Origin of the sequence: Achromobacter sp. E1, from assembly GCF_037039475.1 — a bacterium.
Taxonomy (GTDB): domain Bacteria; phylum Pseudomonadota; class Gammaproteobacteria; order Burkholderiales; family Burkholderiaceae_B; genus Achromobacter; species Achromobacter mucicolens.
On record NZ_CP146253.1, the window covers coordinates 2,579,733 to 2,604,660 of the forward strand.

The window sequence follows — 24,928 nt, forward strand, 5'->3', positions numbered from 1 at the left end:
CCGATGAACCAGCCTTCCGGCGCCACGACCCTCTACGTCGCGCGAACCATCCTCACCATGAACCCCGCGCAGCCGCGCGCGACCCACGTGGCCGTGCGCGATGGCCGCATTCTGGGCGTGGGAACGCGGGAGGATCTGGCCGGCTGGGGGCCGGCGCAGATCGACGACCGGTACGCAGACAGCGTGCTGATGCCGGGTCTGGTCGAAGGCCATTGCCATCTGCCCGAGGGCGGCATGTGGAAGTTCGTCTACGTGGGCTTTTATGACCGGCGCGGCCCCGACGGCAAGCTGTGGCCGGGCCTGAAAAGCTTTGCGGACGTCGCGGCCCGGCTGCGCGATGCCGAGCGGTCGCTCGCACAGGGCGAGACGCTGATCGGCTGGGGTTTCGATCCCATCTTCTTTGGCGGCGACCGCATGAGCATCCATGACCTGGATGCGGTATCGGCCGAGCGCCCGGTCGTCGTGATGCACGCCAGCATGCACCTCATGAACGTCAATTCGCCCATGTTGGCGCGTGCGGGCATCGACCGCGATACTGATATCGAAGGCGTGACGCGGCTGGCGGACGGGCGGCCCAGCGGCGAGCTCTGCGAGTTTGCGGCCATGTTTCCCGTCATGCGGCTGATCGGCAGCCCGTTCCGCACGGTGGGCCTTACCGAGGAGGGGTTGCGGATGTTCGGCAAGGTGGCGCAGTGGGCGGGCGTGACCACCGCGACGGACCTGGTCAACGAGCTGAACGACGAAGGATTGGCGACGCTGGCGCGGGTGACGGCGGAATCCGGCTATCCCGTGCGCATCGTGCCCGCGGCGTCGGCGCTGACCTACGCGGGCAACGCGGCCGGCTGCCTGGAAAAGCTGGCGGCGGCCCGCCGCCTGAATCACGCCAAGCTGCATCTGGGCATGGTCAAGCTTGTGGTGGACGGATCGATTCAGGGCTTCACGGCGCGGGTGCGCTGGCCCGGGTATTACAACGGCGCGCCCAACGGCATCTGGGTCATCGCGCCGTCCGAACTGGATGCGATGGTGCAGACCTACCACGACGCCGGCGCGCAACTGCACATCCACACCAACGGCGACGAAGCCACGCAGCTGGCCATCGAGGCCGTGGACCGCGCGCTTCGGCGCACGCCGCGGCGCGACCACCGCCACACGCTGCAGCACTGCCAGATGGCCGACGCGGCCCAGTTCCGGCAGATGGCCAGCCTGGGCATGTGCGTGAACCTCTTTGCCAACCACATCTACTACTGGGGCGACGCCCACTATGCGCTGACAATGGGCCCGGACCGCGCCAACCGCATGGACGCTTGCGCGTCGGCGGCGCGGGCGGGTGTGCCCTACGCCATCCATTCCGACGCGCCCATCACGCCGCTCGGCCCGCTCTTTACGGCCTGGTGCGCCGTGAACCGGCAGACGGCCTCGGGCCGCGTGCTGGGCGAATCCGAGCGCATCGGCGTCGACGCGGCGCTGCATGCCATCACGCTGGGCGCTGCGTATACCTTGCACATGGATCATCTGGTCGGTTCGATCGAGGTCGGCAAATACGCGGACTTCTGCGTGCTGGCCGACGACCCGTCCGCCGCTGCGCCGCAGTCGCTGAAGGACCTGAAGGTGCTGGGCACGGTCATCGGCGGGCGTCCGCTGCCGCTGGAGGCGTGACATGGCGCGTATTCCGTTGACGGTGGTCGGCGGCTTCCTGGGCGCGGGCAAGACCACCTTGCTCAATCATGTGCTGACCGCCAGCCCGCGCCGCGCGGCGGTGCTGGTCAACGACTTCGGTCCGGTCGACATCGACGCCGGCCTCGTCGCAGGGCGCGCCGACAACGTCATCCGGCTGTCCAATGGCTGCGTCTGCTGCTCGATGGCAGGCGGACTGGACGATGCGCTGGCCCGCGTGCTGGCGCTTGATCCGTTGCCCGAGTGGATCGTCATCGAGGCGAGCGGCGTGTCCGATCCGGGGCGCATTGCGCAGGTCGGCATGGCCGACCCCCTGTTGCAGCTGGAAGCCGTGGTGGTGCTGGCCGATGCAGGCGCGATCCGCGATGTGGCGGCCGATCCGCTGCTGGCCGACACGGTGCTGCGGCAGCTGCGCGCGGCCGATCTGCTGGTGCTGAACAAGACGGATCTGGCGGCGCCGGCTGACCTGGCGGCGGTGCATGACTGGCTGCGCGAGGCGAGCGGCGGGGCGCCTGTGGTGCAGACGCGCGAGGGAAAGTTGGACCTGCGGCTGCTTGGGGGCGGGGATGGCGCGGCGGCGGCCAGGCACGCGGATGACGAGGCCCACGCCTGCGGACACGGCGAGGGGCAGACCGCTGCCGCTGACTGCGGCCGCGGCGGCGCCGTCGACACCGGACACAACCGCCGGCGCGATGCGCCGCCCGACCCCGACCATCCGTTCCACAGCTGGCTGTGGCGCGCACCTGCGCTTGTCGATGCCGACATGCTGGGCGAGCGCCTGAAGCAGCTGCCGCGCCACGTGCTGCGGGCCAAGGGGTGGGTGTGCACCGGCCGGCATGGCTGGGTGCTGGTGCAGTTTGCGGGACGGCGCGTGCGCTTTGACACGCAGGCGCCCCTGCCGGCAGGGCAGCGCGAGCCGTCGCTGGTCGTGATCGGCATGCGTGGCGTCACGGACATGCCGGCCATCGCGGCGCGGCTGGACGGGGCGGCGCTGCCTGGCGCCGACAGCGCGCCGCAAGCGTTGTGGGCCGAGCCGCTGCGCTAGTTCTGGTGCAAGCGATTCCCCGGGTCTGGTCCTACCCCCGTGCATGGCCCGCACGTACCTTGAGGGTTCAGCGTGGACGCATCTCGCGCCGCGCCAGAGAAGGAGGGTAGGCAATGCAAAAGTCCGTCACCGTGGAAATGCTGGCCGAGTTTGCGGCCGCCTGGAACCGGCACGATATCGACGCCTTGATGTCGTTCATGAGCGAAGACTGCGTGTTCGAGACCGTGGGCGGGCCGGAGCAATACGGCAGCCGTCACGCGGGTCCGGAAGCGGTGCGCGCGGCCTTTGCCGCGGCCTGGAAGACCTTTCCGGACGCGCAATGGGAGAACGGACGGCACTGGGTGGCCGGAGATCGCGGCGTGTCCGAGTCCACGTTTTGCGGCACGGCGGCGGACGGCTCGCGGGTGCAGGCCGACATGGTCGACGTGTTCACCTTCAAGGACGGCAAGATCCAGGTGAAGAACGCCTTTCGCAAGCAGCGTCCGGCCTTGCCGGCAAAGGCCTAGATTCCGTCATGGATACGCAAATGTCGGTCGGCATTCCCCGCCCGGCGCCCGCGTCCGGCGCCGCCCTCAACGCCTACAACCCGGCCTACGATCCGCTGGTGTCGCCACCTGGCCAGGGCCAGGACTACGCGCCGACTTATTGGGTGGCGACGGCCGGCGCGCCGCCCGAGGACGATGGACCCATCAACGGCGACATCGACGCCGACGTGGTGATCGTCGGCTCGGGCTTTACCGGGTTGTCGGCCGCGCTGGCGCTGGCGCGCGACTTCGGCGTGAAGGCGGTCGTGCTGGAAGCCAACCGCGCGGTCTGGGGCTGCACCAGCCGCAATGGCGGACAGGGCCAGAACGCGTCCGGACGCCTGTACCGCTCGCAGTGGATCGAACGCTGGGGACTGGACACGGCCAAACGCCTGGATGCCGAGATCCGCGAAGGATTCGAATACTGGAAGAGCCTGGTGGCGCAGGTGGATTGCGATGCGCAACCCGGCGGCCACCTGTACACGGCGCATCGCCAGAAGAAAATGGCTTTCCTGCAAAACGAAGCGCGCGTGATGCGCGACGTCTTCGGCTACGACACCAGGATGCTAAGCAGCGCGGAACTGCGCGAACGATACGTCGACGACCGCGAGGCCGTGGGTGCCATGCACGAGCCGGATGGCGTCGGCGTGCATCCGCTCAAGCTGGCCTACGGCTATCTGCGGCAGGCGCGGGCGCTGGGCGTGCGCATTCATCCGTCCAGCCCTGTGCTGGGCTGGCACGTGGAAAACGGCGTGTACCGGCTGCAGACCCCCGGCGGCACGGTGCGCGCGCGTCGCGTGGCGTTCGCCACCGGCGGCTATACCGCGCAGGGCGTCAACCGGCTGCTGGACAATCGCATCATGCCGGTGCTGTCCAATTCCATGGTCACGCGCGAGCTCTCGCCGGCCGAACGCGAGGCGGCGGGACTGAAGAGCACGGTGTTCATCACCGACACGCGCACGCTGCGCTTTTACTACCGGCTGCTGCCCGACGGCCGCATGCAGATCGGCAGCCGCAGCGCGTTGCGCGGCGCGGACGCCGAGAATCCCCGGCACCTGGCGCTCCTGCGCGAAGGCCTGGCGCGCAAGTTCCCCGCGCTGCGCGGCGTGGACGTGGCCTACTCGTGGTGGGGCTGGGTGGACGTCAGCCACGACATGATGCCGCGCGTGACGCAGCCCGATCCCGCGCAGCAGGTGTATTACGCCTTCGGCTACGGCGGCAACGGCGTGGCCTTCTCGGCCCACGCCGGCAGGCGGCTGGCGCAACGCATGATGGGCAAGGACGGCATTGCGTGGAACCTGCCGATCTACGACACGCCGTTGCCAGGCCACCTGTTCGCGCCATTCCGCCGCATCGGGCAGGGGTTGCTTTATCGCTGGTACTACCTGCGTGACGAACTGCTCTAACGGTGCGAAGAAGTCAGACACCAGCAGATGAGGCAGGTGTCTGACACCCTCTGAGACGGCGTCGCAGGATGAAGGCGCTCTCACCAGGGTGTCAGACACCGTCAAGCACGAGAAGCCCGTAGATGAGGCAGGTGTCTGACACCCTCTGAGACGGCATCGCAGGATGAAGGCGCTCTCACCAGGGTGTCAGACACCGTCAAGCACGAGAAGCCCGTAGATGAGGCAGGTGTCTGACACCCTCTGAGACGGCATTGCAGGATGAAGGCGCTCTCACCGGGGTGTCAGACACCGTCAAGCACGAGGTCCTGCGCCGCGCGTCGCTGTGCGTCGACCACTTTGGCCAGCCGGGCGATGCCCGGCTCGATGTGCTCGGGGCGGATCGACGTGAACCCCACGCGCAGGAAGTTGCGGGGCGCGTTTGCGCCATCCATGAAAAACACGTCGCCCGGCTCGACCACGACGCCTTCGGCCAGCGCGGCTTCGGACAGCGCCATGGCATTGAGCCACGGCGGGCCTTGCAGCCAGCAGGACGATGAACCCGTGATGGGGATGGCCGTGAAGTCCGGCAGGTGCCGCGCCAGCGCCTGGGCCAGTTCGGCGCCGCGCTTTTGATAGGCCTGCGACTGGCGCCGCAGCAGCGAATGGTGGTGCCCCAGCGAGATGAACAGCGAGAACGCGCGCTGGATATACGCCGACGGGTGGCGCAGCATCAGGCGGCGCAGCGCGCGCAGTTCGGCCGCCAGTTCGCACGGCGCGACGATGTAGCCGATGCGCAGCCCGGGCGCGAACGACTTGGCAAGGCTTCCCACGTAGATCACGCGCCCGTCGCGGTCCAGGCTCTTTAACGCGGGTATCGCGCCTTCGCCCCAGCGGCTTTCGCTTTCGAAGTCGTCTTCGATGATCAGGCTGTCGGCCTGCCGCGCCAGCGCCAGAAGGGCCGCGCGACGCTCCATCGACAGCGTGACGGTGGTGGGGCACTGATGGCCGGGTGTGACGAACAGGTAGTCGCATCCCAGCAGCTGCGTGCCGGTGCGCAGACCCTGTTCGTCCACGGGCAGCGGCAGCAGGTGGCGGGTGTGGCTGGCAAAGATATTGCGCGCGTCCGGATAGCCGGGGTCTTCCATGCCGACCACCGTGTCTTCGTTCACCAGCAGGTCGGCAAGCAGATAAAGCGCGTGCTGCGCGCCAACCGTGATGACGATCTCTTCGGCGTCCGCCCACACGCCGCGGCGCGGCAGCACCTGCGTGCGGATCTGTTCGATGAGCGCCGGGTCGTCGTGCGTGATGAGGTCGGGCGCCCAACTACGGATGTCCAGCACCGACAGCGCCTTGATGCAGCACTCGCGCCATTCGGCGGTGGGAAATAGGTCCTGGTCGAACTGGCCGTACACAAAAGGGTAGGGCTGCTTCTGCCAGTCGCGCGGCTTGGTGATGTTGCGTTGCCGCGTGGGGCGAAAGCGCAGGCGTTCGTCCCAGCGCACGCCGCCGGCGTGGGCGGGTTGCGCGGGCGTGGCGTCGGCGGCGGGGCCCGAGTGGCCCTCCATGACGGTATCGCTGACGAAATGGCCGCTGCGTTCGCGCGAGACCAGATAGCCTTCGCACACCAGCTGCTGGTACGCAAACACGACGGTGTTGCGCGCGATGCGCAACTGGTCGGCAAGGTAGCGGCTGGACGGCACGGGCATGCCGGGCGGCAGGTGCCCGCTGAGGATCGCCGACACCAGCATCTGGCGCACGCGCCCCTGCAGGCTGAGGTTGGGCGCGCTGGCTTTTTCGAACAGGCGTTCCCACAACACAGGCTTGAGCATCGAGGCCTGGCTGGACATGGCTGGCTCCTTTTGACTCTCGGCACGGCCGGGCGCTGCGCTGCGGCGCCCGGTGGGTCCGAGTCTCAGAATAAAGGAGCCGGATGGGGGAAGGAATGCGGGATTGCCCTGTCAGATGCGTCCCTTCCACGGGATGGCGAAGCGTTCAAGGTAGCGCACCAGCAGGTCGAACGCGAAGGCAAAAAGGCCGATTACGATGATGCCCATGATGACCGTGTCGCTGGCCAGGAACTGCGCGGCGTTCAGCACCATGAAGCCCAGGCCCCGGTCGGCCGCGACCATTTCGGCGGCCACCAGCGTCGTCCAGCCCACGCCGATGCCGATGCGCATGCCCGTGAAGATCTCGGGCATCGCCGCCTTCAGGATCACGTGCCAGACGATCTGGCGGCTGGTCCCGCCCATGGCGTAGGCCGCGTGGATCTGTTCGATGGACACCGAGCGCACGCCCGCGCGCGCGGCGATCGCCATGGGCGCGAAGATCGCCAGGTAGATCAAGAGGATCTTTGGAAATTCGCCGATGCCGAACCAGATGATGATGAGCGGCAGGTAGGCCAGCGGCGGCAGCGGCCGGTAGAACTCGATGGGCGGGTCGAAGACGCCGCGCGCGTACCGGTTCACGCCCATCAGGATGCCGACCGGGATCGCGGTCACGCAGGCCAGGAAGAACGCGCCGAACACGCGGCCCAGGCTGGCAAGCGCATGCTCGGTCAGCGTAGAGTTGGCCACGCCCTCGGTCATGGCAAAGACGAACTTGTCGTACACGGCGATGGGCGAGGGCAGGAACAGCGGCCGCACCCAGCCGGCGCTGGTCACCAGGAACCACAGCGCGAGCAGCGCCAGGCTGGTCAGGAGACTGATGTGCCCGCTGTAGCCTGCGCCCGGCGCCCCGTAGACCTTGCCCGGCGCGGCGGGCGTGTGGCCGGTGCGCCGCTTAGGCATGGAGGGCGTGCGGGGCGGCGGCGCGCTCGTCCCCGTAGATGATGCCGAGGACTTGTTCGCGCATGGCGATGAAGTCGGGACTGGATTTGATGCCACGGCCATCGCGGGTCTCCAGGTAGCGCCGGTTGAACGCCGGCTCGAACGTGTGCGTGATCCGGCCCGGGCGCGGCGACATGACGATCAGCCGCGATCCCAGAAAGAGCGCTTCTTCCACGCTGTGGGTGATGAAGAAAAACATCTTGTTGGTCTGCCGCCAGATGTCCAGCAGCAGTTCCTGGATGGTTTCCCGGGTCAGCGCGTCCAGCGCGGCCATGGGCTCGTCCATCAGCAGCATGGCGGGGTCGCAGGTCAGCGCGCGCGCAATCCCCACGCGCTGCTGCATGCCGCCCGACAGCTGGTAGATCATGTGGCGGTGAAAATCCTGCAGGCCCACCAGCTCCAGGTTGCGGCGGGCGCGGGCGCGGCGGGTTTCCTTGTCCACGCCTTGCAGCTTCAGGCCGAATTCGGTGTTTTCCAGCACGTTCAGCCAGGGCAGCAGCGCGTGCTTCTGGAACACCACGCCGCGGTCCGCGCCCGGGCCGACGATGGGCTTGCCGCCCAGCGTGATCTCGCCCTCGGTCGGCGACAGAAATCCCGCCAAGAGGCTGAGCAAGGTGGTCTTGCCGCAGCCCGACGCGCCAAGCGCGACGACGAATTCGCCCGGCTGGATGGTCAGGTTGACGTCGTGCAGCGCGATCACCGGGCCGCTGTCGTGCAGGCCGGGGTAGGTGACGCTGACGCCTTCGGCGCACAGGCGCTGTGCGGCGGATGTGGACTGCTGCATGGTCATGCTGCTCCCCCTGGTCGTTGTGGCGGGGCCGGCGGCTGCCGGGTCCGCCCTGTCGCGGCGGCCGGCGCCGGGGTGGCGCCGTGCCGGGCGGGGTGATTACTTGGCCGCCGCCTTCGCGTAGTGGTCGGTGACGAACGGGCTGTAGTCGTCCAGCGCCTTGTCGATCTGCTTCTGGTCCTTCAGGAACTTGGCGCTGGCCGCGAAGGCGCGCGCGGCGCCCGAGTCCTTGCCGCCGCCGAGCCAGGTCTTGGACGCCTGCTCTTCCACGGTCGGGAACACCAGCAGGCCCAGCGCCTCGACGATGTCTTCCGGCTTGCCGCCGATGAGCTTGACGATGCCCTTGACCTGCGGCGAGTCGGCCGTCCACTTGGCGCTGTTGGCGCGGTAGTCGGCATACGACTTGGCCAGCACGCCGGTAAAGGCAGCCATGAACTTCGGATGCTTCTGCGCCCAGGCCTTGTCCACGACGATGCCGTCGAACGTCGGCACGCTGGCCGCGCCGATCTGTTCGGAGTCGGCGATGATCTTGCCGGTCTTGGCAATCTCGGTCAGGGCGGGCGGCCACACGTAGGCGGCGTCGATGTCGCCGCGCTGCCAGGCGGCCACGATCTGCGGCGGCTGCATGTTCAGGATGCGCACGTCGCGGGGCGGCACCTTCCAGACCTGCTCAAGCCCGACCAGCAGGTGAAAGTGCGACGTCGACACGAACGGCGTGGCGACGCGCTTGCCTTTCAGGTCGGCCGTGCTGTTGATGCCGGAACCGTTGCGCGCCACCAGCGCTTCGGATTTGCCGATGTTGTCCAGGATCCAGAAAAGCTGCATGTCCACGCCGCGCGTGGCGGCCGAGGTGATGCCCGTGGAACCCAGCACGCCCACCGGCACGTTGCCCGAGGCCAGCGCGGTCGAGATGTCGCCGCCCGAGGTGAACTGGCGCCAGTCCACCTGGTAGCCGGCCTCTTTGAGGGCCTTGTCGAAACTGCCGTCCGCGATCGAGGACAGGAAAGGCCCGACGATGAGCTGATAGCCCACCACGAGTTTGGTCTGCGCGTAGGCGGGCGCAGCCAGTAGCGCTGCGGCCAGGCCGGCCAGGGTGCAGCGGCGAATCAGGCGGTATATCGCGTTCATGGAGATCTCCGGGAGAGAACGGCCGCGCCCCGGCGCGACCGGCTTGCTGGTGCCAGTTTGCCCGGATGGGACCAGAACGCTAGGGCCAGATGTCCGGATCAGTAGGAGCCAAAAGCGGCCGGGCCCGCCGGCTGCGCCGGCAATGCCCGAACCGGCATCGTCGTCGCAGCGGGCGGGCCCGCGATATGCGCCAAAAGGATGAGGGACGTGGCAGTGACTGCTTGCCGGGTGTCTGACACCCTGCAGAGAGCGCCGTCAGATCACGGCCTTGCCACAAGGGTGTCAGACACCCCTCCCGGATGGCCGGTTCAGCGAATCAGGCTGAGAAACTCCGCACGCGTGGACGGGTTTTCATGGAACTCGCCCAGCATCACCGAGGTGACCATGGACGAATTCTGCTTTTCGACGCCGCGCATCATCATGCACATGTGCTGGGCCTCGATGACGACGGCCACGCCGGCCGCGCCGGTGACGCTTTGCACGGCTTCAGCGACTTGGCGGCTGAGGTTTTCCTGAATTTGCAGGCGGCGCGCATACATTTCGACGATGCGCGCGACCTTGGACAGGCCCAGGACCTTGCCGGCCGGCAGGTAGGCGACGTGCGCCTTGCCGATGAAGGGCAGCATGTGGTGTTCGCACAGCGAGTACAGCTCGATGTTCTTGACCAGGACGATCTCGCGCGTGTCCGAGGTGAACAAGGCGCCGTTGACGATCTCTTCCAGGTTCTGGTCGTAGCCCCGGCAGAGGTGACGCATGGCCTTGGCCGCGCGGGCGGGCGTGTCGGCCAGTCCCTCGCGGGACGGATCTTCCCCTAGTGCTTCGAGAATGGCGGTGTAGTGCTTTTCCAATGACATGGGGACTCCTGGCGGCGCGCCCTCTGGCGCGCGGTGATGCGTGGGTTGATGCAGGGCGGCATCGGGGATGCGTTCGTGTCGCAAGTCTACCTCAGCGGCCAAGTCGCAATGCGCGCTTGCCCGCGGCGCGTGGGGGTATTTGCGGCATTCAGACGCCCCGGTTTTCCACCGCGTACTTGATGAGCTCGGCCTGGCCGTCGATGCCCAGCTTGCGCTTGATGTTCAGGCGGTGCGTTTCGACCGTGCGCACGGACAATCCCAGCATCTGCGCGATCTGCTTGTTGGCATGGCCGTCCGCGATGTGCCGCAGCACGTCGCGCTCGCGCTGTGTGAGCAGCGTCGCCAGCGCGCTGGCCTGCGACAGCCGCACCGCCGCCGCGGCGCTGAAGTAGCTGCGGCCGGCCATGACGGCGTCGATGGCGGCGATGATCTCTTGCGCCGGTTCGTCCTTGAGCAGGTAGCCGCGGGCGCCGGCCTTCACGGCCTGCACCATATATTCGGGGTTGTCGTGCATGGACAGCACCAGCACCGCAATCTGCGGATAGCGCTCGTGCAGGAACGCCGTCAGCTCCAGGCCGCCGACCCCGGGCATGTTCAGGTCCATCAGCGCCAGATGAGGCAGGGTGCCGCCCTGTGGGTCTTCGGCCATGCAGGCGGCCAGGAACGCCTGGGCGGCGGCGGCGTTGCCGGCTTCGCCCACCACCCGCAGCTGCGGCACGGTTTCCAGGCGCAGGCGCAGGCCGTCTCGCACCAGGGGATGGTCGTCGATCAGCAGCAGGCGGATAGCGTCGGATTTGTTGGTCATGCTTGGCGAGGGGTCGAAAGCGGGGCGCCGGCGGGCGGCAGGGGAAGCCAGGCCTGCAAGGTCGTGCCTTGCGCGGTGGAATGAAAGGTCAGGGTGCCGGACAGCGCGCTCATGCGTTCGCGCATGTTGCGCAGCCCGATGCCGCGATGGGGGTCTTGCTGGACGGCGGCATCGTCAAAGCCGCAGCCGTCGTCGCTGATGGTCAGGCGCAGGTCGCGCGCCGAGTACGCCAGCGTCAGGTCCGCGCGCGTCGCGCCCGCGTGGCGCATCACGTTGGTCAGCGCTTCTTGCGTCACGCGAAACAGCGCGGTCGCGTAGGCGTCGGGCAGCTTCACCGGCTGCCCGACGGTATGCAGGTCCACGGTCAGCGGCGGCGCGCCATCCTCGGCGCGGATGGCGAATTCCCGGCCCAGGTGCTCCAGCGCCGCGGGCAGGCCCATGTCGTCCAGCAGGGTGGGGCGCAGGTTGTGCGAGATGCGGCGGACTTCGCCGACGGCCGTGTTCAGCCGGTCGAGCGCGCCGCCCAGCGGCGTGTCGATGTGCGCAAGCACGCGAGGATCGTCCGGGTGCGACTGCCGCAGCCGTTCGCGGGCGGCCTCCAGCGACAGCTTGACCGACACCAGCACCTGGCTGATGCCGTCGTGCAGCTCGCGCGACAGGCGCGCGCGCTCGTCTTCCTGCGAACGCACGATCTGGCGGGCCATCAGGCGCAGCTTGGCGTCGGACTGGCGATGGTCGCTGATATTGAGCGCCAGGCCGCAGGCCGCCACCCCCAGGATCGACACGGCCGCGATGCCCGCCACCCACGCAAACATGTCCCGGATATTGGCCTGCGCCGCGGCGTCGATCCGCACCAGCGCCTGCTGCACGTCATCCAGATAGATGCCGGTGCCCAGCATCCAGCCCCAGCGCTCCAGCACCACGACGTAGCCAAGCTTTTCGACGGTCTGGTTGGTGGACGGCTTTTCCCAGAGGTAATGCACCACCTCGCCCTGCTGCCCGCCGCGCCGCGCCGCCGTCAGCAGGTTCTGGATGACGGGCTGACCCTGCGTGTCGCGCAGGTTCCAGAGGTCTTGCCCGACCAGTTCCGGCTGCCGCGGGTGCATCAGGTTCCTGCCGTTCAGGTCGTAGACGAAAAAGTAGCCGTCGTGCCCGAACTCCATCTGCGACAGGAGTTCAAGCGCGCGCTGGCGCGTGGCCTCGTCGTCGCCCGCGGCCTGCAGGGGCGCGATGGCGCTGTAGGCCAGGTTCACGTAGTGGCGCAGTTCGCCTTCCTTGCTGGCAAGCCAGGCGGTTTCGACCACCTGCTTTTCGCGCTGCGCCAGTTGCAGTCCCTGCACGTACACGGCGACCGTGATGGCGGCGACGGCCACCAGCAGCGGGACTGCCGCAAGCAGCAATATTTTGAGACGCAGCTTCATAAGGATTTGTATCAGCCCGGGACGGCTTTGCTGCGACGCATCAACCGATGGGGCGCCGAGGCAGGAACGCGGAAAGTTCGGGGGATTTTACGATTTCCACGAAATTTTGCTGCGGCGCATGGCGTAGTAACACGTAGCCCGCTTGCGTAGTTCCGCGCTTGTTGGCGCCGTGGGCGGGCGGCAATACTGGCGCCCGCGTCGACCCGACGCAAGCGTGGACGCGTGCGTCCGCCACCCCACAACAATGAGTCTGCCTTCCGCGGGACGAAAAAAGCGTTTCACGCCAAGAGCATGGCGGGAGGCAAGAGGAGCACTTATGCACACCAGCAGTAAGGGACTGGGTCAGCACCTGGTCTGGCTGGCGGTTGCGGTACTGGGCGCGTTTGCGCTGGGCACCGTGGCGCTGGCCAGAGGGGAGACCATCAACGCGCTATGGGTGGTGATCGCCGCCGTCTGCGTCTATCTCATCGCCTACCGTTACTACAGCCGCTTCATCGCACGCAAGGTCTTCCAGCTTGACCCCACGCGCATGACGCCGGCCTGGAAGTACAACGACGGCCTGGACTACGTGCCCACCAACAAGCATGTGCTGTTCGGCCACCACTTTGCCGCCATCGCCGGCGCGGGTCCCCTGGTCGGACCGGTGCTGGCCGCGCAAATGGGCTATCTGCCCGGCATGCTGTGGATCCTGGCCGGCGTCGTGTTCGCCGGCGCCGTGCAGGACTTCACAATCCTCTTCATTTCCACCCGCCGCGACGGCCGCTCGCTGGGCGACCTGGTCAAGTCGGAACTGGGCAAGATCCCCGGCGTGATCGCGCTGTTCGGCGCGTTCATGATCATGGTCATCATCCTGGCCGTGCTGGCCCTGATCGTCGTGAAGGCGCTGACGCATTCGCCGTGGGGCACCTTCACGGTGGCCGCGACGATCCCCATCGCGCTCTTCATGGGTGTCTACCTGCGCTACATCCGCCCGGGCAAGATCGGCGAGGTGTCCATCATCGGCTTCCTGGGCCTGATGGCGGCCATCACGTTCGGTCAGGACGTGGCCGCGCATCCGGTCATCGGCCCGATGTTCGACTTCGACGGCAAGGGCCTGACCTGGATCCTGATCGTCTACGGCTTCATCGCCTCGGTGCTGCCCGTGTGGCTGCTGCTGGCGCCCCGCGACTACCTGTCGACCTTCCTGAAGATCGGCACCATCGTGGGTCTGGCGATCGGCATCGTGGTCGTGGCCCCCGAACTGAAGATGCCCGCGCTGACCCAGTTCATCGATGGCACCGGTCCGGTGTGGTCGGGCAACCTGTTCCCGTTCCTTTTCATCACCATCGCCTGCGGCGCGGTGTCCGGTTTTCACGCGTTGATCTCCTCGGGCACCACGCCCAAGCTGATCGAAAACGAAACCCAGGCCCGCTACATCGGTTACGGCGGCATGCTGATGGAATCCTTCGTGGCCATCATGGCGCTGGTGGCGGCTTGCGTGATCGAGCCCGGCATCTACTACGCCATGAACAGCCCGGCAGCCGTCATCGGCACGACGCCGGACCAGGTCGCCCAGGTGGTGTCGAGCTGGGGCTTCGTGATCACGCCGGCCGAGCTGGTGCAGACGGCCAAGGACGTGGGCGAAAGCACGATCATCTCGCGCGCCGGCGGCGCGCCGACGCTGGCCGTGGGCATGGCCCACATCCTGCATCAGGCGCTGGGCGGCCCGGGCATGATGGCATTCTGGTACCACTTCGCCATCCTGTTCGAGGCGCTCTTCATCCTGACCGCCGTGGACGCCGGCACCCGCGCGGGCCGCTTCATGCTGCAGGATCTGCTGGGCACGTTCGCCCCGTCGCTCAAGCGCACGGATTCGCTGCCCGCCAACCTGATCGCCACCGGCCTGTGCGTGGCGGCGTGGGGCTACTTCCTGTATCAGGGCGTGGTCGATCCGCTGGGCGGCATCAACACCCTGTGGCCGCTCTTCGGCATCGCCAACCAGATGCTGGCGGCGATTGCGCTGACACTGGGCACGGTCGTCCTGTTCAAGATGAAGCGCGACCGCTACGCCTGGGTCACGGTGCTGCCCACGCTCTGGCTGCTGGCATGCACGCTGACCGCCGGTCTGCAAAAGCTGTTCCACTCGGACCCGCGCGTAAGCTTCCTGGCCCACGCCGACAAGTACAACGCCGCGATCGCCGAAGGCAAGGTGCTGGCGCCGGCGAAGTCGCTGGGCGAGATGTCGCGCGTGGTGATGAACGACTACATCAACGCAGGACTGTGCGCGATCTTCATCTTCGTGGTGGTGAGCATCGTGGTGTTCGGCTTGAAGTCGGTGCAGCGCGCCCGCAATGAAAACAAGCCGACGTCCCGCGAAACGCCGTACGAGGCGCTGCCCGCAGCCGCCGGCGCCGACTGACCGCAACCCAGGAGAAGCCGCATGCTGTTCAGCAACATGACTTCCGCAGCCGGCGCCGCCGGCCGCTACCTGGGGCAAACGCTCCGGCTGATGGTCGGCGTGCCGGATTACGAGACGTATGTCGAGCATATGCGGCGCACGCATCCTGAGCAGGAGCCGATGAGCTACGAGGATTTCTTCCGGGAGCGCCAGGAGGCGCGATACGGGGGGAAGAAGCGGATTGGGTGCTGCTGATTTGGTGGATGGAAGGCCTTGCTGATGCAGGGCCTTTTTTCTTGTGAGGGTGTTGTTGCGGTTTTTGGCTGGGGGGCGGTTCTCTTAGGTGGTCGGTGCTTCGTAAGTGGTCGGTGCTTCGTAGGCGGTCGACTCTTCGTAGGCGGCAGGATCTTCGCGGGGGGGCACGATCTTCGTAGGTCGCCCGACGCCGCGGTCACCGTGGGCACGATCGCCCACGATTGCGGTCCGGAGCCTTCGCTCCGGACTGCCCCTTCGTCATCTTCGTCCGCCTTCGGCTCCCTTCAGATTCCCTCGGGCGCATCGACGGCGCTCGCGCCCACGGTGCCCGCGACGCCGTGCTGCGAGGGTCTTTGGTATGTGGCGCTGTAAGACCTGTGGTCAGGGAAGGGGATCTGCGGGGCCGCCGAATTGCTGCCGCCCGGGCGGCGGCAATCGGCATCGGGGCGGTGGGGCGTCGTGGCAGTGTGCGCTTATGCGCTGGCGGAGGGTGGTTTGCTGATGGGCGCTCCAACGCGGGGGGGGGGCGGTGATGGGCGGCGCGCGTCCACGGACAATGGCAGCCTGCCGACCTGTACGCGCGCCGCCCATCGGGCACTGGAGTTGACTTGACGATTAGTAGCGAGCGGGGCGTGTGGGCGCTTGGTATCTGAACCATCATTAGGCATGCGCTAAGCGTGATTGCCGATGGTGTCTTGCACGTCTGAAAGATGCACTTGGTATGACGGGATCTTGCCTGGGTGTCGGCCACCTGAATCAGGTTTACGAATGTGCCAGTAGTTGCTGCCGCCGGTGTCTGACACCCTCGGGAGGTGAACTTGGCATGAAGCGCATCTCACCAGGGTGTCAGACACCTTGAAGACCTTGAAGAGGAGGTCGCCACACGCGAAGCGTCATCACCTCGACGCAAGACGCCGCGTAAGCCCACGAAGGCCGCCCGCGCGGCCGCCCGGGGGCGGGCCCCGCAAGATTTTTCTCTGCCACCCAACTGTGTGCAAGAACCTCAAGAACCCGAATCCCCCCGCCGCCCGAGAAGATTCAACTGCAAAGCCCGGTGTGGCGTGGGCCTGGGGTGGGCGCGGCGTTTAGATGCGCCCGAGGGAATCCGAAGGGAGCCGAAGGCGGACGAGGATGACGACGGGGCAGTCCGGAGCGAAGGCTCCGGACCGCAATCGGAGCCCCGCCCGCCCCAGGCCCAGGGAGTGTCCGGATTTTTGTGTGCAGGCCTATGATGGTTTTCAAGGAGACCGACCATGGCACGCACCCCGAAGTCTGCGAAGCAGTCCAGCAAGCCGGCGCTGCCGGCCAGTGCTGAGCAGTTACTCGATGAGCTTGTAACCGGACCGATGACGGCTGAGGCGGTCCAGGACACGTTCATGCTGCTGAAGAAGGCGTTGATCGAACGGGCGCTGGGCGCCGAGCTGGGTCAGCACCTGGGATATCCGGCAGGACAGGCCCGTCCCGAGGCGTCCAGCAACCAGCGCAACGGCAAGAGCCGCAAGACGGTATTGACCGATGACGGGCCCCTGAAGCTCGATATCCCGCGTGATCGGGACGGCAGCTTCGCCCCGATCCTGATCCCCAAGCACGCCCGGCGTTTTACGGGGTTCGATGACAAGATCATCGCGATGTACGCCCGTGGCATGAGCGTGCGCGAGATCCGGGCATTTCTGGACGAGCAATACGGCACTGATGTGTCGCCGGAATTCATCAGCTCGGTGACTGATGAAGTCATGGAAGAGGTGCAGGCCTGGCAGAACCGGCCGCTGGATCCGATGCTGCCGGTGGTGTTCTTCGACGCACTACGGGTCAAGATCCGGGATGAAGGCCTGGTTCAGAACAAGGCGGTATATCTGGCGCTGGGCGTGCTGCCGGATGGCTCACGCGAGATTCTAGGTTTGTGGATCGAGACCACTGAAGGCGCCAAGTTCTGGATGCGGGTGTTCAACGACCTTAAAACGCGAGGCGTGCAGGACATCCTGATCGCGGTCACCGACGGTTTAAAAGGGATGCCGCAGGCGCTAGAGGTCGTGTTCCCGGCCACGAGCCTGTCCGTATTTTTGTGGGCGAGGCGTTTTAAAAGTTGTTATCCCCGGGCCGCAGTAAACCGTTCGCCGAACAGGATAGCAAACTGGTTCATGGCGACTTTCCAGTCGAAGGTCGCTCTGACGGACTTGGCCAGCACGTTGCGTAGCGCCAGCCATAGGAGCTTGATGGCGGCCTCATCCGTTGGGAAGTGGCCTCGCGTCTTGATGATCTTGCGCAATTGCATGTTCAAGCTCTCGATGGCATTGGTCGTGTAGATCACGCGCCTGATGTCCGGCGGGAACACGAAGAACGGCGTGACGTTCTCCCAGGCCCGCTGCCAGGCCGCGACGATGGTGGGGTACTTGGTTCCCCAGGGCCCATCGGCGAACGCCTGTAGCGCCTGCTCGGCTGCTTGTGCGCTGGCGGCTGCGTAGATCGGGCGCAGGGCGGCGGCTACAGCCTTGCGATCCTTCCACCCCGCGTAATCCAGGCTGTTGCGGATCAGATGCACGATGCAGGTCTGCACCGTCGTGCGCGGGAAGGCCGTGCCGATGGCGTCGGCCAGGCCCTTCAGGCCGTCGACCACGGCGATCAGGATGTCCTGGCACCCTCGGGTCTTGAGTTCATTGAAGACCTTGAGCCAGAACTTGGCCCCCTCGGTTTGCTCGACCCACAGGCCCAACACATCGCGCTGGCCGTCGGCCTGCACGCCCAGCGCCAGGTACACCGCCTTGTTGCTGACGCCGCCGTCGTCTCGGATCTTGACCCGCAACGCGTCGAAGAACACCACCGGGTACATCGCCTCCAGCGGCCGGTTCTGCCAGGCGATGGTCTCGGCCATGACCTCGTCGGTGACCGAGCTGATGAAGTCCGGCGAGACCTCGGTGCCGTAGCTCTCGGCCAGGAACGCCTGGATCTCGCGCACGCTCATGCCCCGTGCGTACATGGCGATGATCCGGTCATCGAACCCGGTGAAGCGTCGCTCGTGCTTGGGGATCAGGATCGGGGCGAAGGAGCCGTCCCGGTCACGGGGAAGCTCCACGCGCACCGGGCCATGCTCGGTCAGCACCGTCTTGCCGCTGGCGCCGTTGCGCTCGTTGGCCTGGCCTTCGGGCTTGTCCTCGCCTGGCCGATAACCCAGATGCAGGTTCATCTCCGCGGCCATCGTGCGTTCGATCACCGCCTTCTGGAACGACAGGAACAGGTCTTGGACCTCGCTGGGCGTCATCGGTCCCTTGACCAGATGATCCAGCAGTTCGGCTGGGACTTCAGGCAGCGGCCCACGGGCCGCCGCCTGAGCGGCTGCGCTGCGTCTCTTCTTCATCGGCATATCCATGGTCTTTAGTCCTCATGATATGCCTCGCACACAAAATTGCGGATAGGCCCCCGGCCACGACGCTGCAGACCTGCATCGTGCACCTGATCCGCAACAGTCTGAGCTACGCGGGCTGGAAGGAGCGGCGCACCATCGCCGCGGCACTGCGCCCGATCTACGCCGCCGTGAACGCTCAGGCCGCGCAAGAGGCGCTCGATGAGTTCGCTGCGAGCCCATGGGGACTGAAATACCCCATGATCGTTAAGGCCTGGAAGGACGCGTGGGAGCAGGTCATCCCATTCTTCGTGTTCCCGCCCGCGATCCGCCGCGTGATCTACACGACCAATGCGATAGAGAGCGTAAACGCGCAGCTTCGCAAGATCATCAAAACGCGCGGCCACTTCCCCACCGACGATGCAGCTATTAAGCTGCTCTGGCTGGCGCTCAGAAACATCGCCGTCAAATGGGGATCGGCCACACACCATTGGACCGAGGCCATGCAGCAGTTCGCCGTCCTCTATGAGGAACGATTTACCCGGCCCCGTATCGACTCACAGCCGGCTGGCTAGCTAATGATGCAACGTCAGAGCAAATGCCTAGAACACAAAAATTCTGACACTCCCCAGGCCCACGCCGCGCCGGGCGTCTCAAGAACCCCGCCCGACCACCAGCACCAGCACCAGCACCAGCATCAGCACCAGCACCAGCACCAGCACCAGCATCAGCACCAGCACCAGCACCAGCATCAGCACCAGCATCAGCACCAGCATCAGCACCAGCACCAGCACCAGCACCCGCCACCAGCAACCAGCAACCAGCTACCAGCAACCGTCAGCCACCAGCATCAGCCAACTCACAATTCAACGCCCATCTCAGGCACTTCTGCGCTCACCCTCAATCCGGCCCGCATCGCTGCCCTCAAGCGGCAACCCTTCGTCGACCCAGCCGGTGATGCCGCCAGTCATCACCTTCACGGGACGGCCCAACTGCGCCAACCGCAATGCGCCTCGTGTGGCCCCGTTGCAGTGTGGACCCGCGCAGTACGTGACAAAGAGCGTGTCGGCCGGATAGTTGACCAGCTTCGATTCGACGATCTTGCCGTGCGGCAGGTTCAGCGCGCCCGGGACATGGCTCTGGGCGAATAGCGCCGGGCTGCGTACGTCCAGCAGCACGAAGCCCGGGGTGCCCGAGGCGAGGGCGCCTGCCACGTCGGAGCAGTCGGTCTCGAATTGCAGCGATGCGTGAAAGTGGGCGAGGGCGGTTGCGCTGTCGGCGGCGGGGATGGCGGTGACGGCGTTGGTCGTGGGCATGGCGAAACTCTTAAAAGGAGGATGAGAGGCATCTGGAAGCAATATCCAGAAGCCCCATTCTGGCGTCGCGCCGCCTCGCCGATAAGTGGCGTAAATGACATTTACCGGTAACATTACGCCATGAGTAACCACCTAGTTGTCGCGCTGGCTTACGACCGGCTCTGCACCTTCGAATTCGGCTGCGTGACCGAGTTGTTCGCGCTCGAGCGTCCAGAGCTTGATGTCGATTGGTATCGCTTCGCCGTGTGCGCCAGCGAGCCTGGCCCGCTGCGCGCCGCAGGCGGCATTACCGTGGCCGCGCCTTATACCCTCAAGTTGCTTGATCGTGCCGACACCATCGTCGTGCCCGGTTGGCGTGATGCCGACGAATTGCCGCCCGCGCCGTTGCTAAAGAAGCTTCGCGCGGCGTATCAGCGTGGGGCAAGGCTCTGTTCGATCTGTTCCGGCGTTTTTGTTCTGGCCGCCGCCGGCGTGCTCGACGGGAAGACCGTGACCACCCACTGGCGATATGCCGCAAAACTGCAGCAGCGTTACCCGCAGGTGCGGGTTCAACCCGATGCGTTGTATGTGGATGACGGACAGATCATCACGTCGGCCGGGTCCGCGGCCGGGCTGGACATGCTGCTTCACCTGGTGCGCCGCGACTATGGTGGGGCGGTGGCCAATCGGGTCGCGCAGCGGCTCGTGGTGGCGCCGCACCGCGAAGGAGGGCAGGCGCAGTTCGTGCCGCGGCCCATGCCTTCCGACGAAAGCGGGCGCCTGGCCAAGTTGATGGACTGGATGCGGCAGCATTGCACGTCGCCGCATACGTTGCGGTCGCTGGCGGACCGCGCCGCGATGAGTCCGCGCACGCTGCAACGGCAATTCCAAGAGGCTACCGGCATGGCCCCCTATGAATGGCTGATCCGCGAACGCGTGGCCGCCGCCCGTGAAATGCTTGAATCGCAGGCGCGTTTGTCCGTGGGCCGCATTGCCGAGCTGGCCGGGTTTGGCTCCGAGGAGTCCATGCGCCGGCACTTCCGGCGTATCGTGCTGACCAGTCCGGCCGCCTACCGCGAAAAGTTTGGCCATAACGCGGCCGCGTTCAAGCGCGGTTCAGGTGTCAGCGGCGAATCGCGCGATGCCATCGCCGCCCCGCGCACGCGCTGAACGCCAACGCCACGTTCAGCTCGCCTCGCGCCGCCGCAGTTTTTCCGAGACCATCACCAATGGTGCGGCCGCGGCCGCGCACAGCGCCATCACCAGAAAGCCGCCCGGGGCGAAGCTGCGGTACAGCGCGCCGCCGAGCTGGATGCTGGCGAACATGAACACGCCGCCCGACAGCATGGCGTACAACGCGATTGCCGAAGTCTTGCAGGCGGCGGGCGCGCGGCGGGTGATGTACCACATGATGGCGGCATTGTTGCCGGCCAAGGTGAAGCACTGCAACAACTGCAAGCCCGCGATCAGCGCGGGGTCGGTGGTGGCGGACAGGCCCGCCCAGCGGATCGCCGTCATGACGGCCGAGGCCAGGATCAGCCACTGCGCACCCGTGCGCGCCAGGATGCGCGGCGCCAGAAAGAAGAACAGGACCTCGCTTGCCACGCCCACCACCCACAACAGCGAAATCATCGCCGTCGACAGGCCGCTCGCGGTCCAGTACAGCGTCGAATAGGAATACAGGAAGCCGTTGCTTGCCTGCACCAGCGAGGCCGCGGCGATGCACAGCAGCAACGGGCGGTCGCGCAGCACTTCGCGCATCGGCACCCGGACGCGGTCCGCCTGGGATTCTTGAGGCGCCGGCCGCGCCGCCTGCGGCAGCAGCCGCACGCAGGCCAGGCACGCGACGATCAGCAGGATCGACAGCCACATCACCCAATCCGCGTCGAACGTCTTGATCAGATAGCCGCCCGCCACCGTCACCGCGGCAAAGCCCAGCGAACCGCAGGCGCGCATCACCGTGTAGGAATTGCCCTGTCCGCGCCCGCTCGCAATGGCCATGCGGTCCATCAGCGGCAGCACGGCCGGGAACACCGCGTTCAGCAACAGCGTGATGGCCAGCAGCCAGGCTGAAGTCTGGCTGAACGGATAGCACACGAAAAGAACCAGGGACGCCGCGAGCGCCGACGCGATCAGCGCGTGGGCGCGGCCCGTCTGGTCCGCGATGTGCGCCACGATCGGCGTCGACACGATCTTGGGCAGGAACGACGTGGCGACGATCAGCCCGATCAGGGCCGGGTCCAAGCCCCGGCTGGCGAACCACAAGGGCAGGAAGGGAATGCTTGCGCCCTGCAGGCCGTAATACAGGAAATAGAACCCGTGCAACGCGATGGCGCCTTGCCTGGCGTCGGGATTGCCGCGCATGGTGGGAAGGGATCAGGGGGATGCGAAGCGGCGTAGCATACTCCTTCGCTGCGCCGGGCATTGGCAAAGCGCATCCAGAGATTTACGCTGTGCCTCGCGGGCGGTTCATGCCGCGCCGCAATCGTGTTGTCCGATTCATTTCACAAAGGTGCGATCCATGGCCAAGAAACTGAATGAGAAGACCACCAAGGCGCTGAAGGTCCGCCGCAAGGCGCCGCTGGCAACGCCCACCGACCTGGCGGCCGACGCCACCCGCGACATCTCCGCCGTGCTGAATCAGGTGCTGGCCGACGTGTTCGCCCTGTACCTGAAGACCAAGAACTTTCATTGGCACGTCAGTGGGCCCCACTTCCGGGACTACCACCTGTTGCTGGACGAGCAGGGCGACCAGCTGTTCGCCATGACGGACCCCATCGCCGAGCGCATCCGCAAGATTGGAGGCACGACGCTGCGGTCCATCGGCCACATCTCGCGCTCGCAGCGCATCTCGGACAACGACGCCGACTTCGTGCAGCCGCTGGACATGCTGGCCGAGCTGCGGGAAGACAACAAGGTGCTGGCGGCAACGCTACGCGAGGCGCACAACGTCACCGACGAGCATCGCGACATCGCCAGTTCCAGCCTGATCGAAAACTGGATCGACGAGACCGAGCGGCGCACGTGGTTCCTGTTCGAAGCCAGCCGTCAGGGCGATTCGACCGGGCACTGACCCTGTCGCCCGGCGGGGCGGTGGTTCAGTCGTACCGGTATCGTCGCGTCAATGCCGCCCGCCAGAAAGCGCGGGCGGGTAGGTTCCGCGGGATCAGGCGCGGTCGTCCAGCAGCGCGCTCAGCACGCTTAGCGCCGTATCCATTGCGTTTCGCCGCTCAGCCAACATCCGGGGGCGTCGCCGCGCCGGCGCAACTGGATTGCCGAGGGCGATCCCATGGCCACGCCCTGGCGGACCGTGTACACACCGTCCGCCGGCACGCTGCCCGTCTCGTTCAGGTAGCCCCACAAGGCGGCGGCCGCAATGCCGGTGGCCGCATCCTCGGGGTAGCCAGAAGCCTTGGGAAATTGCCGCGCGCTGGCGCCGTCCGTCATCAGCGCATAGGGGTAGAGACCGGTCGAGCCGATGGCCTCGCAGAGGTCCCGCATCGCTTCGAAGTCGGGCGCCAAGGCGTTCAGCTCGGCCACGCCCGGCAGCCGTACCAGCGTCTTCACGCGGCTGGTGCTGGCATTGATCATGTGCAGGCCGGGCAAGTCCGGATCGATGCGCAGCACCTCAGCGATCGCGCGGCATTGCGCCGGTGTGAGCGCCGAGGTGGCCACGGCAGGCTGCGACACCCAGGCGCGATTGCCAGCGTCGTCCCATTCGATATCCACGCTGCCGCTCAGGGTCTGAACACGTGCGCGCGGCGTCGTCCAGCGTCCCCACTGCCGCAGGGCCCAGAGCGTGCCCACGGTTGCGTGTCCACACATCTCCATTTCGTGGCCGGGCACGAAGAATCGCAATTGGCACAGATGATCATCGCCATCGGCCGGCACAACGAAGGACGACTCGTGGCCGTGGTGTGCGGCCAGGGCCTGCATGTCGCTGGCCGTCATGCCCTGCGCGTCAAGCACCAGCGGCACCGGGTTGCCGCCTTCGCGGGGCTGAGACGTATCGACGAATACGCGCAGCAGGATCGCCTGGCCGGGGGGCGGCTCGGCGGGCGCGGCAGGGAAGGCGGGCTTAGTCAAACTGGACTCCGGTCTTGGTGATGAGGTCGCCCCAGAAGGCAAGGTCGTGTGAGACGGCTTGCGTCAGGGCTTCGGACGTGCCCGGACGCCCGTCCACGCCCTTGGCGGCCAGGTCCGAGGCCACGGCCGGATCGCGCAGTGCCGCGTTGAGCGCGGCATTCATCTTTTGCACGATCGCATCGGGCGTCTGCTTGGGAAAGGCCAGGCCATACCACAGCACCTGCGTATAGGCCGGCATGCCTTGGGAGACAAAGGTCGGCACGCCCGGCAGGATCGGAGTGGGACTTGTGGTGGCCACGGCCACCAGCTTGCCGCTCTGCACGAACGGCGCCAGCCCCACCGGGTTGTCGAACATGATGTCCACCTGCCCGCCGATCAGGTCGGTATACGCGGGGGCCGCGCCGCGATACGGCACGTGCGTGAGGTCCAGCTTCTTGTCCTTCGTGAACATTTCGCCAAGCAGATGCGACACGGTGCCCGCGCCCACCGACGCGAACGTGCCGGTGCGGCGCGCCTTCAAGGCGTCGGTCAGCGTCTCGACCGTGGCCGCCTTCAACGCCGGTTGCACCGCCAGCACATAGGGCGAGGTGCCGATGAAGCCGATGTAGTCGAAATCCTTTTCCGGGTTGTAGGGCAGCTTCTTGTACAGGCTGGCGCTGAGCGCGGTGGTGCTGGTCGTCACCGCCAGGGCCGTGTAGCCGTCCGGCCGCGCGCGGGCAGCCTGCCCGGATCCCACCGTGCCGCCGGCGCCGCCGGTGTTCTGGATGATCACGGTCTGGCCCAGCTCGCGCGATAACGCGGGCTGCAAGGTGCGCACGACCAGGTCCGTGCCCCCGCCCGGCGGGAAAGGAACGATCAGGGTAATGGGTTTGTCGGGCCATGCGGACTCGGCCAGGGCGCTGGTGGCCGGCAAGGCCAAGACGGCGGCCGATAGCAATGCGGCGGGCAGTGCGCGGATCATCTACTTCCCCTTGTGCTGGTTTGAATGACCCAGATCGTAAGCAAGACGTCCGGACGGCAGCGAACCGCGGTGCGACATGGAATGATCCCGTACGCGACAGGGGCGGGTGTTGGCGTCCCGCCGCGCTTGCGGGAAAGCCGCCACGCGCCGATACTGGCCGGACGCCCCA

Annotated in this window: 21 protein-coding genes and 2 pseudogenes; 10 read left to right on the forward strand and 13 right to left on the reverse strand. The window is 66.6% G+C overall.

Going from position 1 to position 24,928, the window contains the following annotated elements:
* The first annotated feature begins 3 nt into the window (after nucleotides 1-3).
* The 4 genes from V6V88_RS11845 to V6V88_RS11860 all read left to right on the forward strand — a co-directional run bounded on the left by V6V88_RS11845 (nucleotide 4) and on the right by V6V88_RS11860 (nucleotide 4,649).
* Nucleotides 4-1,656 (forward strand): amidohydrolase, encoded by a 1,653-nt coding sequence (locus V6V88_RS11845; protein WP_223575405.1) that lies wholly within the window; start codon nucleotides 4-6, stop codon nucleotides 1,654-1,656.
* Between the two features lies 1 nt (nucleotide 1,657).
* Nucleotides 1,658-2,719, forward strand: a complete 1,062-nt coding sequence (locus tag V6V88_RS11850; protein ID WP_062841334.1) for a CobW family GTP-binding protein — start codon at nucleotides 1,658-1,660, stop codon at nucleotides 2,717-2,719.
* A 113-nt stretch (nucleotides 2,720-2,832) separates the two neighbouring features.
* On the forward strand, nucleotides 2,833-3,225 hold the full coding sequence (locus V6V88_RS11855; RefSeq protein WP_056316937.1) for a nuclear transport factor 2 family protein: 393 nt from the start codon (nucleotides 2,833-2,835) through the stop codon (nucleotides 3,223-3,225).
* 8 nt (nucleotides 3,226-3,233) lie between these two features.
* Nucleotides 3,234-4,649 carry an FAD-binding oxidoreductase gene (locus V6V88_RS11860; RefSeq protein ID WP_338619303.1) on the forward strand — a complete coding sequence of 472 codons (1,416 nt, stop codon included), beginning with the start codon at nucleotides 3,234-3,236 and terminating at the stop codon, nucleotides 4,647-4,649.
* Between the two features lie 281 nt (nucleotides 4,650-4,930).
* Here V6V88_RS11860 and V6V88_RS11865 read toward each other — a convergent pair whose 3' ends face one another.
* The 7 genes from V6V88_RS11865 to V6V88_RS11895 all read right to left on the reverse strand — a co-directional run bounded on the left by V6V88_RS11865 (nucleotide 4,931) and on the right by V6V88_RS11895 (nucleotide 12,448).
* Nucleotides 4,931-6,475 carry a PLP-dependent aminotransferase family protein gene (locus tag V6V88_RS11865; RefSeq protein ID WP_223575408.1) on the reverse strand — a complete coding sequence of 515 codons (1,545 nt, stop codon included), beginning with the start codon at nucleotides 6,473-6,475 and terminating at the stop codon, nucleotides 4,931-4,933.
* A 111-nt stretch (nucleotides 6,476-6,586) separates the two neighbouring features.
* Complete coding sequence (locus V6V88_RS11870; protein ID WP_056316945.1) at nucleotides 6,587-7,414, reverse strand: ABC transporter permease subunit; 828 nt, start codon at nucleotides 7,412-7,414, stop codon at nucleotides 6,587-6,589.
* Nucleotides 7,407-8,243, reverse strand: coding sequence for a taurine ABC transporter ATP-binding protein (locus tag V6V88_RS11875; RefSeq protein WP_056316948.1), 837 nt, complete (start codon nucleotides 8,241-8,243; stop codon nucleotides 7,407-7,409). Before V6V88_RS11875 ends, V6V88_RS11870 begins: the two co-directional genes overlap by 8 nt.
* Before the next feature lie 96 nt (nucleotides 8,244-8,339).
* Nucleotides 8,340-9,368 carry a taurine ABC transporter substrate-binding protein gene (gene tauA, locus V6V88_RS11880; protein WP_338619306.1) on the reverse strand — a complete coding sequence of 343 codons (1,029 nt, stop codon included), beginning with the start codon at nucleotides 9,366-9,368 and terminating at the stop codon, nucleotides 8,340-8,342.
* Nucleotides 9,369-9,676: 308 nt separating this feature from the next.
* Nucleotides 9,677-10,222 carry a GTP cyclohydrolase I FolE gene (folE, locus tag V6V88_RS11885; protein ID WP_056316955.1) on the reverse strand — a complete coding sequence of 182 codons (546 nt, stop codon included), beginning with the start codon at nucleotides 10,220-10,222 and terminating at the stop codon, nucleotides 9,677-9,679.
* 148 nt (nucleotides 10,223-10,370) lie between these two features.
* Complete coding sequence (locus tag V6V88_RS11890; protein ID WP_056316960.1) at nucleotides 10,371-11,027, reverse strand: response regulator transcription factor; 657 nt, start codon at nucleotides 11,025-11,027, stop codon at nucleotides 10,371-10,373.
* A complete protein-coding gene (locus tag V6V88_RS11895) occupies nucleotides 11,024-12,448 on the reverse strand; it encodes a cache domain-containing protein (protein WP_056316962.1) in 1,425 nt (474 codons plus the stop codon). Before V6V88_RS11895 ends, V6V88_RS11890 begins: the two co-directional genes overlap by 4 nt.
* Nucleotides 12,449-12,764: 316 nt before the next feature.
* Between V6V88_RS11895 and V6V88_RS11900 the strand changes: the two genes are divergently transcribed.
* From V6V88_RS11900 to V6V88_RS11910, 3 genes and pseudogenes are all read left to right on the forward strand, one after another.
* Nucleotides 12,765-14,846, forward strand: a complete 2,082-nt coding sequence (locus V6V88_RS11900) for a carbon starvation CstA family protein (protein ID WP_062841328.1) — start codon at nucleotides 12,765-12,767, stop codon at nucleotides 14,844-14,846.
* A 21-nt stretch (nucleotides 14,847-14,867) separates the two neighbouring features.
* A complete protein-coding gene (locus V6V88_RS11905) occupies nucleotides 14,868-15,080 on the forward strand; it encodes a YbdD/YjiX family protein (protein WP_105238611.1) in 213 nt (70 codons plus the stop codon).
* A gap of 1,253 nt (nucleotides 15,081-16,333) precedes the next feature.
* Nucleotides 16,334-17,131: pseudogene (locus tag V6V88_RS11910) on the forward strand (IS256 family transposase); the annotation flags it as partial.
* A gap of 35 nt (nucleotides 17,132-17,166) precedes the next feature.
* Here V6V88_RS11910 and V6V88_RS11915 read toward each other — a convergent pair.
* Entirely contained in the window at nucleotides 17,167-18,438 is a 1,272-nt protein-coding gene (locus V6V88_RS11915; RefSeq protein ID WP_102776314.1) for an IS256 family transposase, read from the reverse strand.
* Nucleotides 18,439-18,494: 56 nt separating this feature from the next.
* Between V6V88_RS11915 and V6V88_RS11920 the strand changes: the two are divergent.
* Nucleotides 18,495-18,992: pseudogene (locus tag V6V88_RS11920) on the forward strand (transposase); the annotation flags it as partial.
* A 78-nt stretch (nucleotides 18,993-19,070) separates the two neighbouring features.
* Here V6V88_RS11920 and V6V88_RS11925 read toward each other — a convergent pair.
* Nucleotides 19,071-19,211 (reverse strand): hypothetical protein, encoded by a 141-nt coding sequence (locus V6V88_RS11925; protein WP_338619308.1) that lies wholly within the window; start codon nucleotides 19,209-19,211, stop codon nucleotides 19,071-19,073.
* 84 nt (nucleotides 19,212-19,295) lie between these two features.
* Complete coding sequence (locus tag V6V88_RS11930) at nucleotides 19,296-19,733, reverse strand: rhodanese-like domain-containing protein (protein ID WP_223575703.1); 438 nt, start codon at nucleotides 19,731-19,733, stop codon at nucleotides 19,296-19,298.
* 120 nt (nucleotides 19,734-19,853) lie between these two features.
* Here V6V88_RS11930 and ftrA point away from each other — a divergent pair, with 120 nt between their 5' ends.
* Complete coding sequence (ftrA, locus tag V6V88_RS11935) at nucleotides 19,854-20,882, forward strand: transcriptional regulator FtrA (RefSeq protein ID WP_062841326.1); 1,029 nt, start codon at nucleotides 19,854-19,856, stop codon at nucleotides 20,880-20,882.
* A 15-nt stretch (nucleotides 20,883-20,897) separates the two neighbouring features.
* Here the strand turns inward: ftrA and V6V88_RS11940 are convergent, their stop codons facing one another.
* Nucleotides 20,898-22,076, reverse strand: a complete 1,179-nt coding sequence (locus tag V6V88_RS11940) for an MFS transporter (protein ID WP_223575702.1) — start codon at nucleotides 22,074-22,076, stop codon at nucleotides 20,898-20,900.
* A 157-nt stretch (nucleotides 22,077-22,233) separates the two neighbouring features.
* On the opposite strand from V6V88_RS11940, the gene V6V88_RS11945 reads away from it, so the two are divergent.
* Entirely contained in the window at nucleotides 22,234-22,785 is a 552-nt protein-coding gene (locus tag V6V88_RS11945) for a DNA starvation/stationary phase protection protein (RefSeq protein ID WP_056316975.1), read from the forward strand.
* Between the two features lie 128 nt (nucleotides 22,786-22,913).
* Here the strand turns inward: V6V88_RS11945 and V6V88_RS11950 are convergent, their stop codons facing one another.
* On the reverse strand, nucleotides 22,914-23,798 hold the full coding sequence (locus V6V88_RS11950; protein WP_223575701.1) for a PhzF family phenazine biosynthesis isomerase: 885 nt from the start codon (nucleotides 23,796-23,798) through the stop codon (nucleotides 22,914-22,916).
* Nucleotides 23,791-24,759, reverse strand: a complete 969-nt coding sequence (locus V6V88_RS11955; protein WP_223575700.1) for a tripartite tricarboxylate transporter substrate-binding protein — start codon at nucleotides 24,757-24,759, stop codon at nucleotides 23,791-23,793. Before V6V88_RS11955 ends, V6V88_RS11950 begins: the two co-directional genes overlap by 8 nt.
* Nucleotides 24,760-24,928 lie beyond the last annotated feature (169 nt).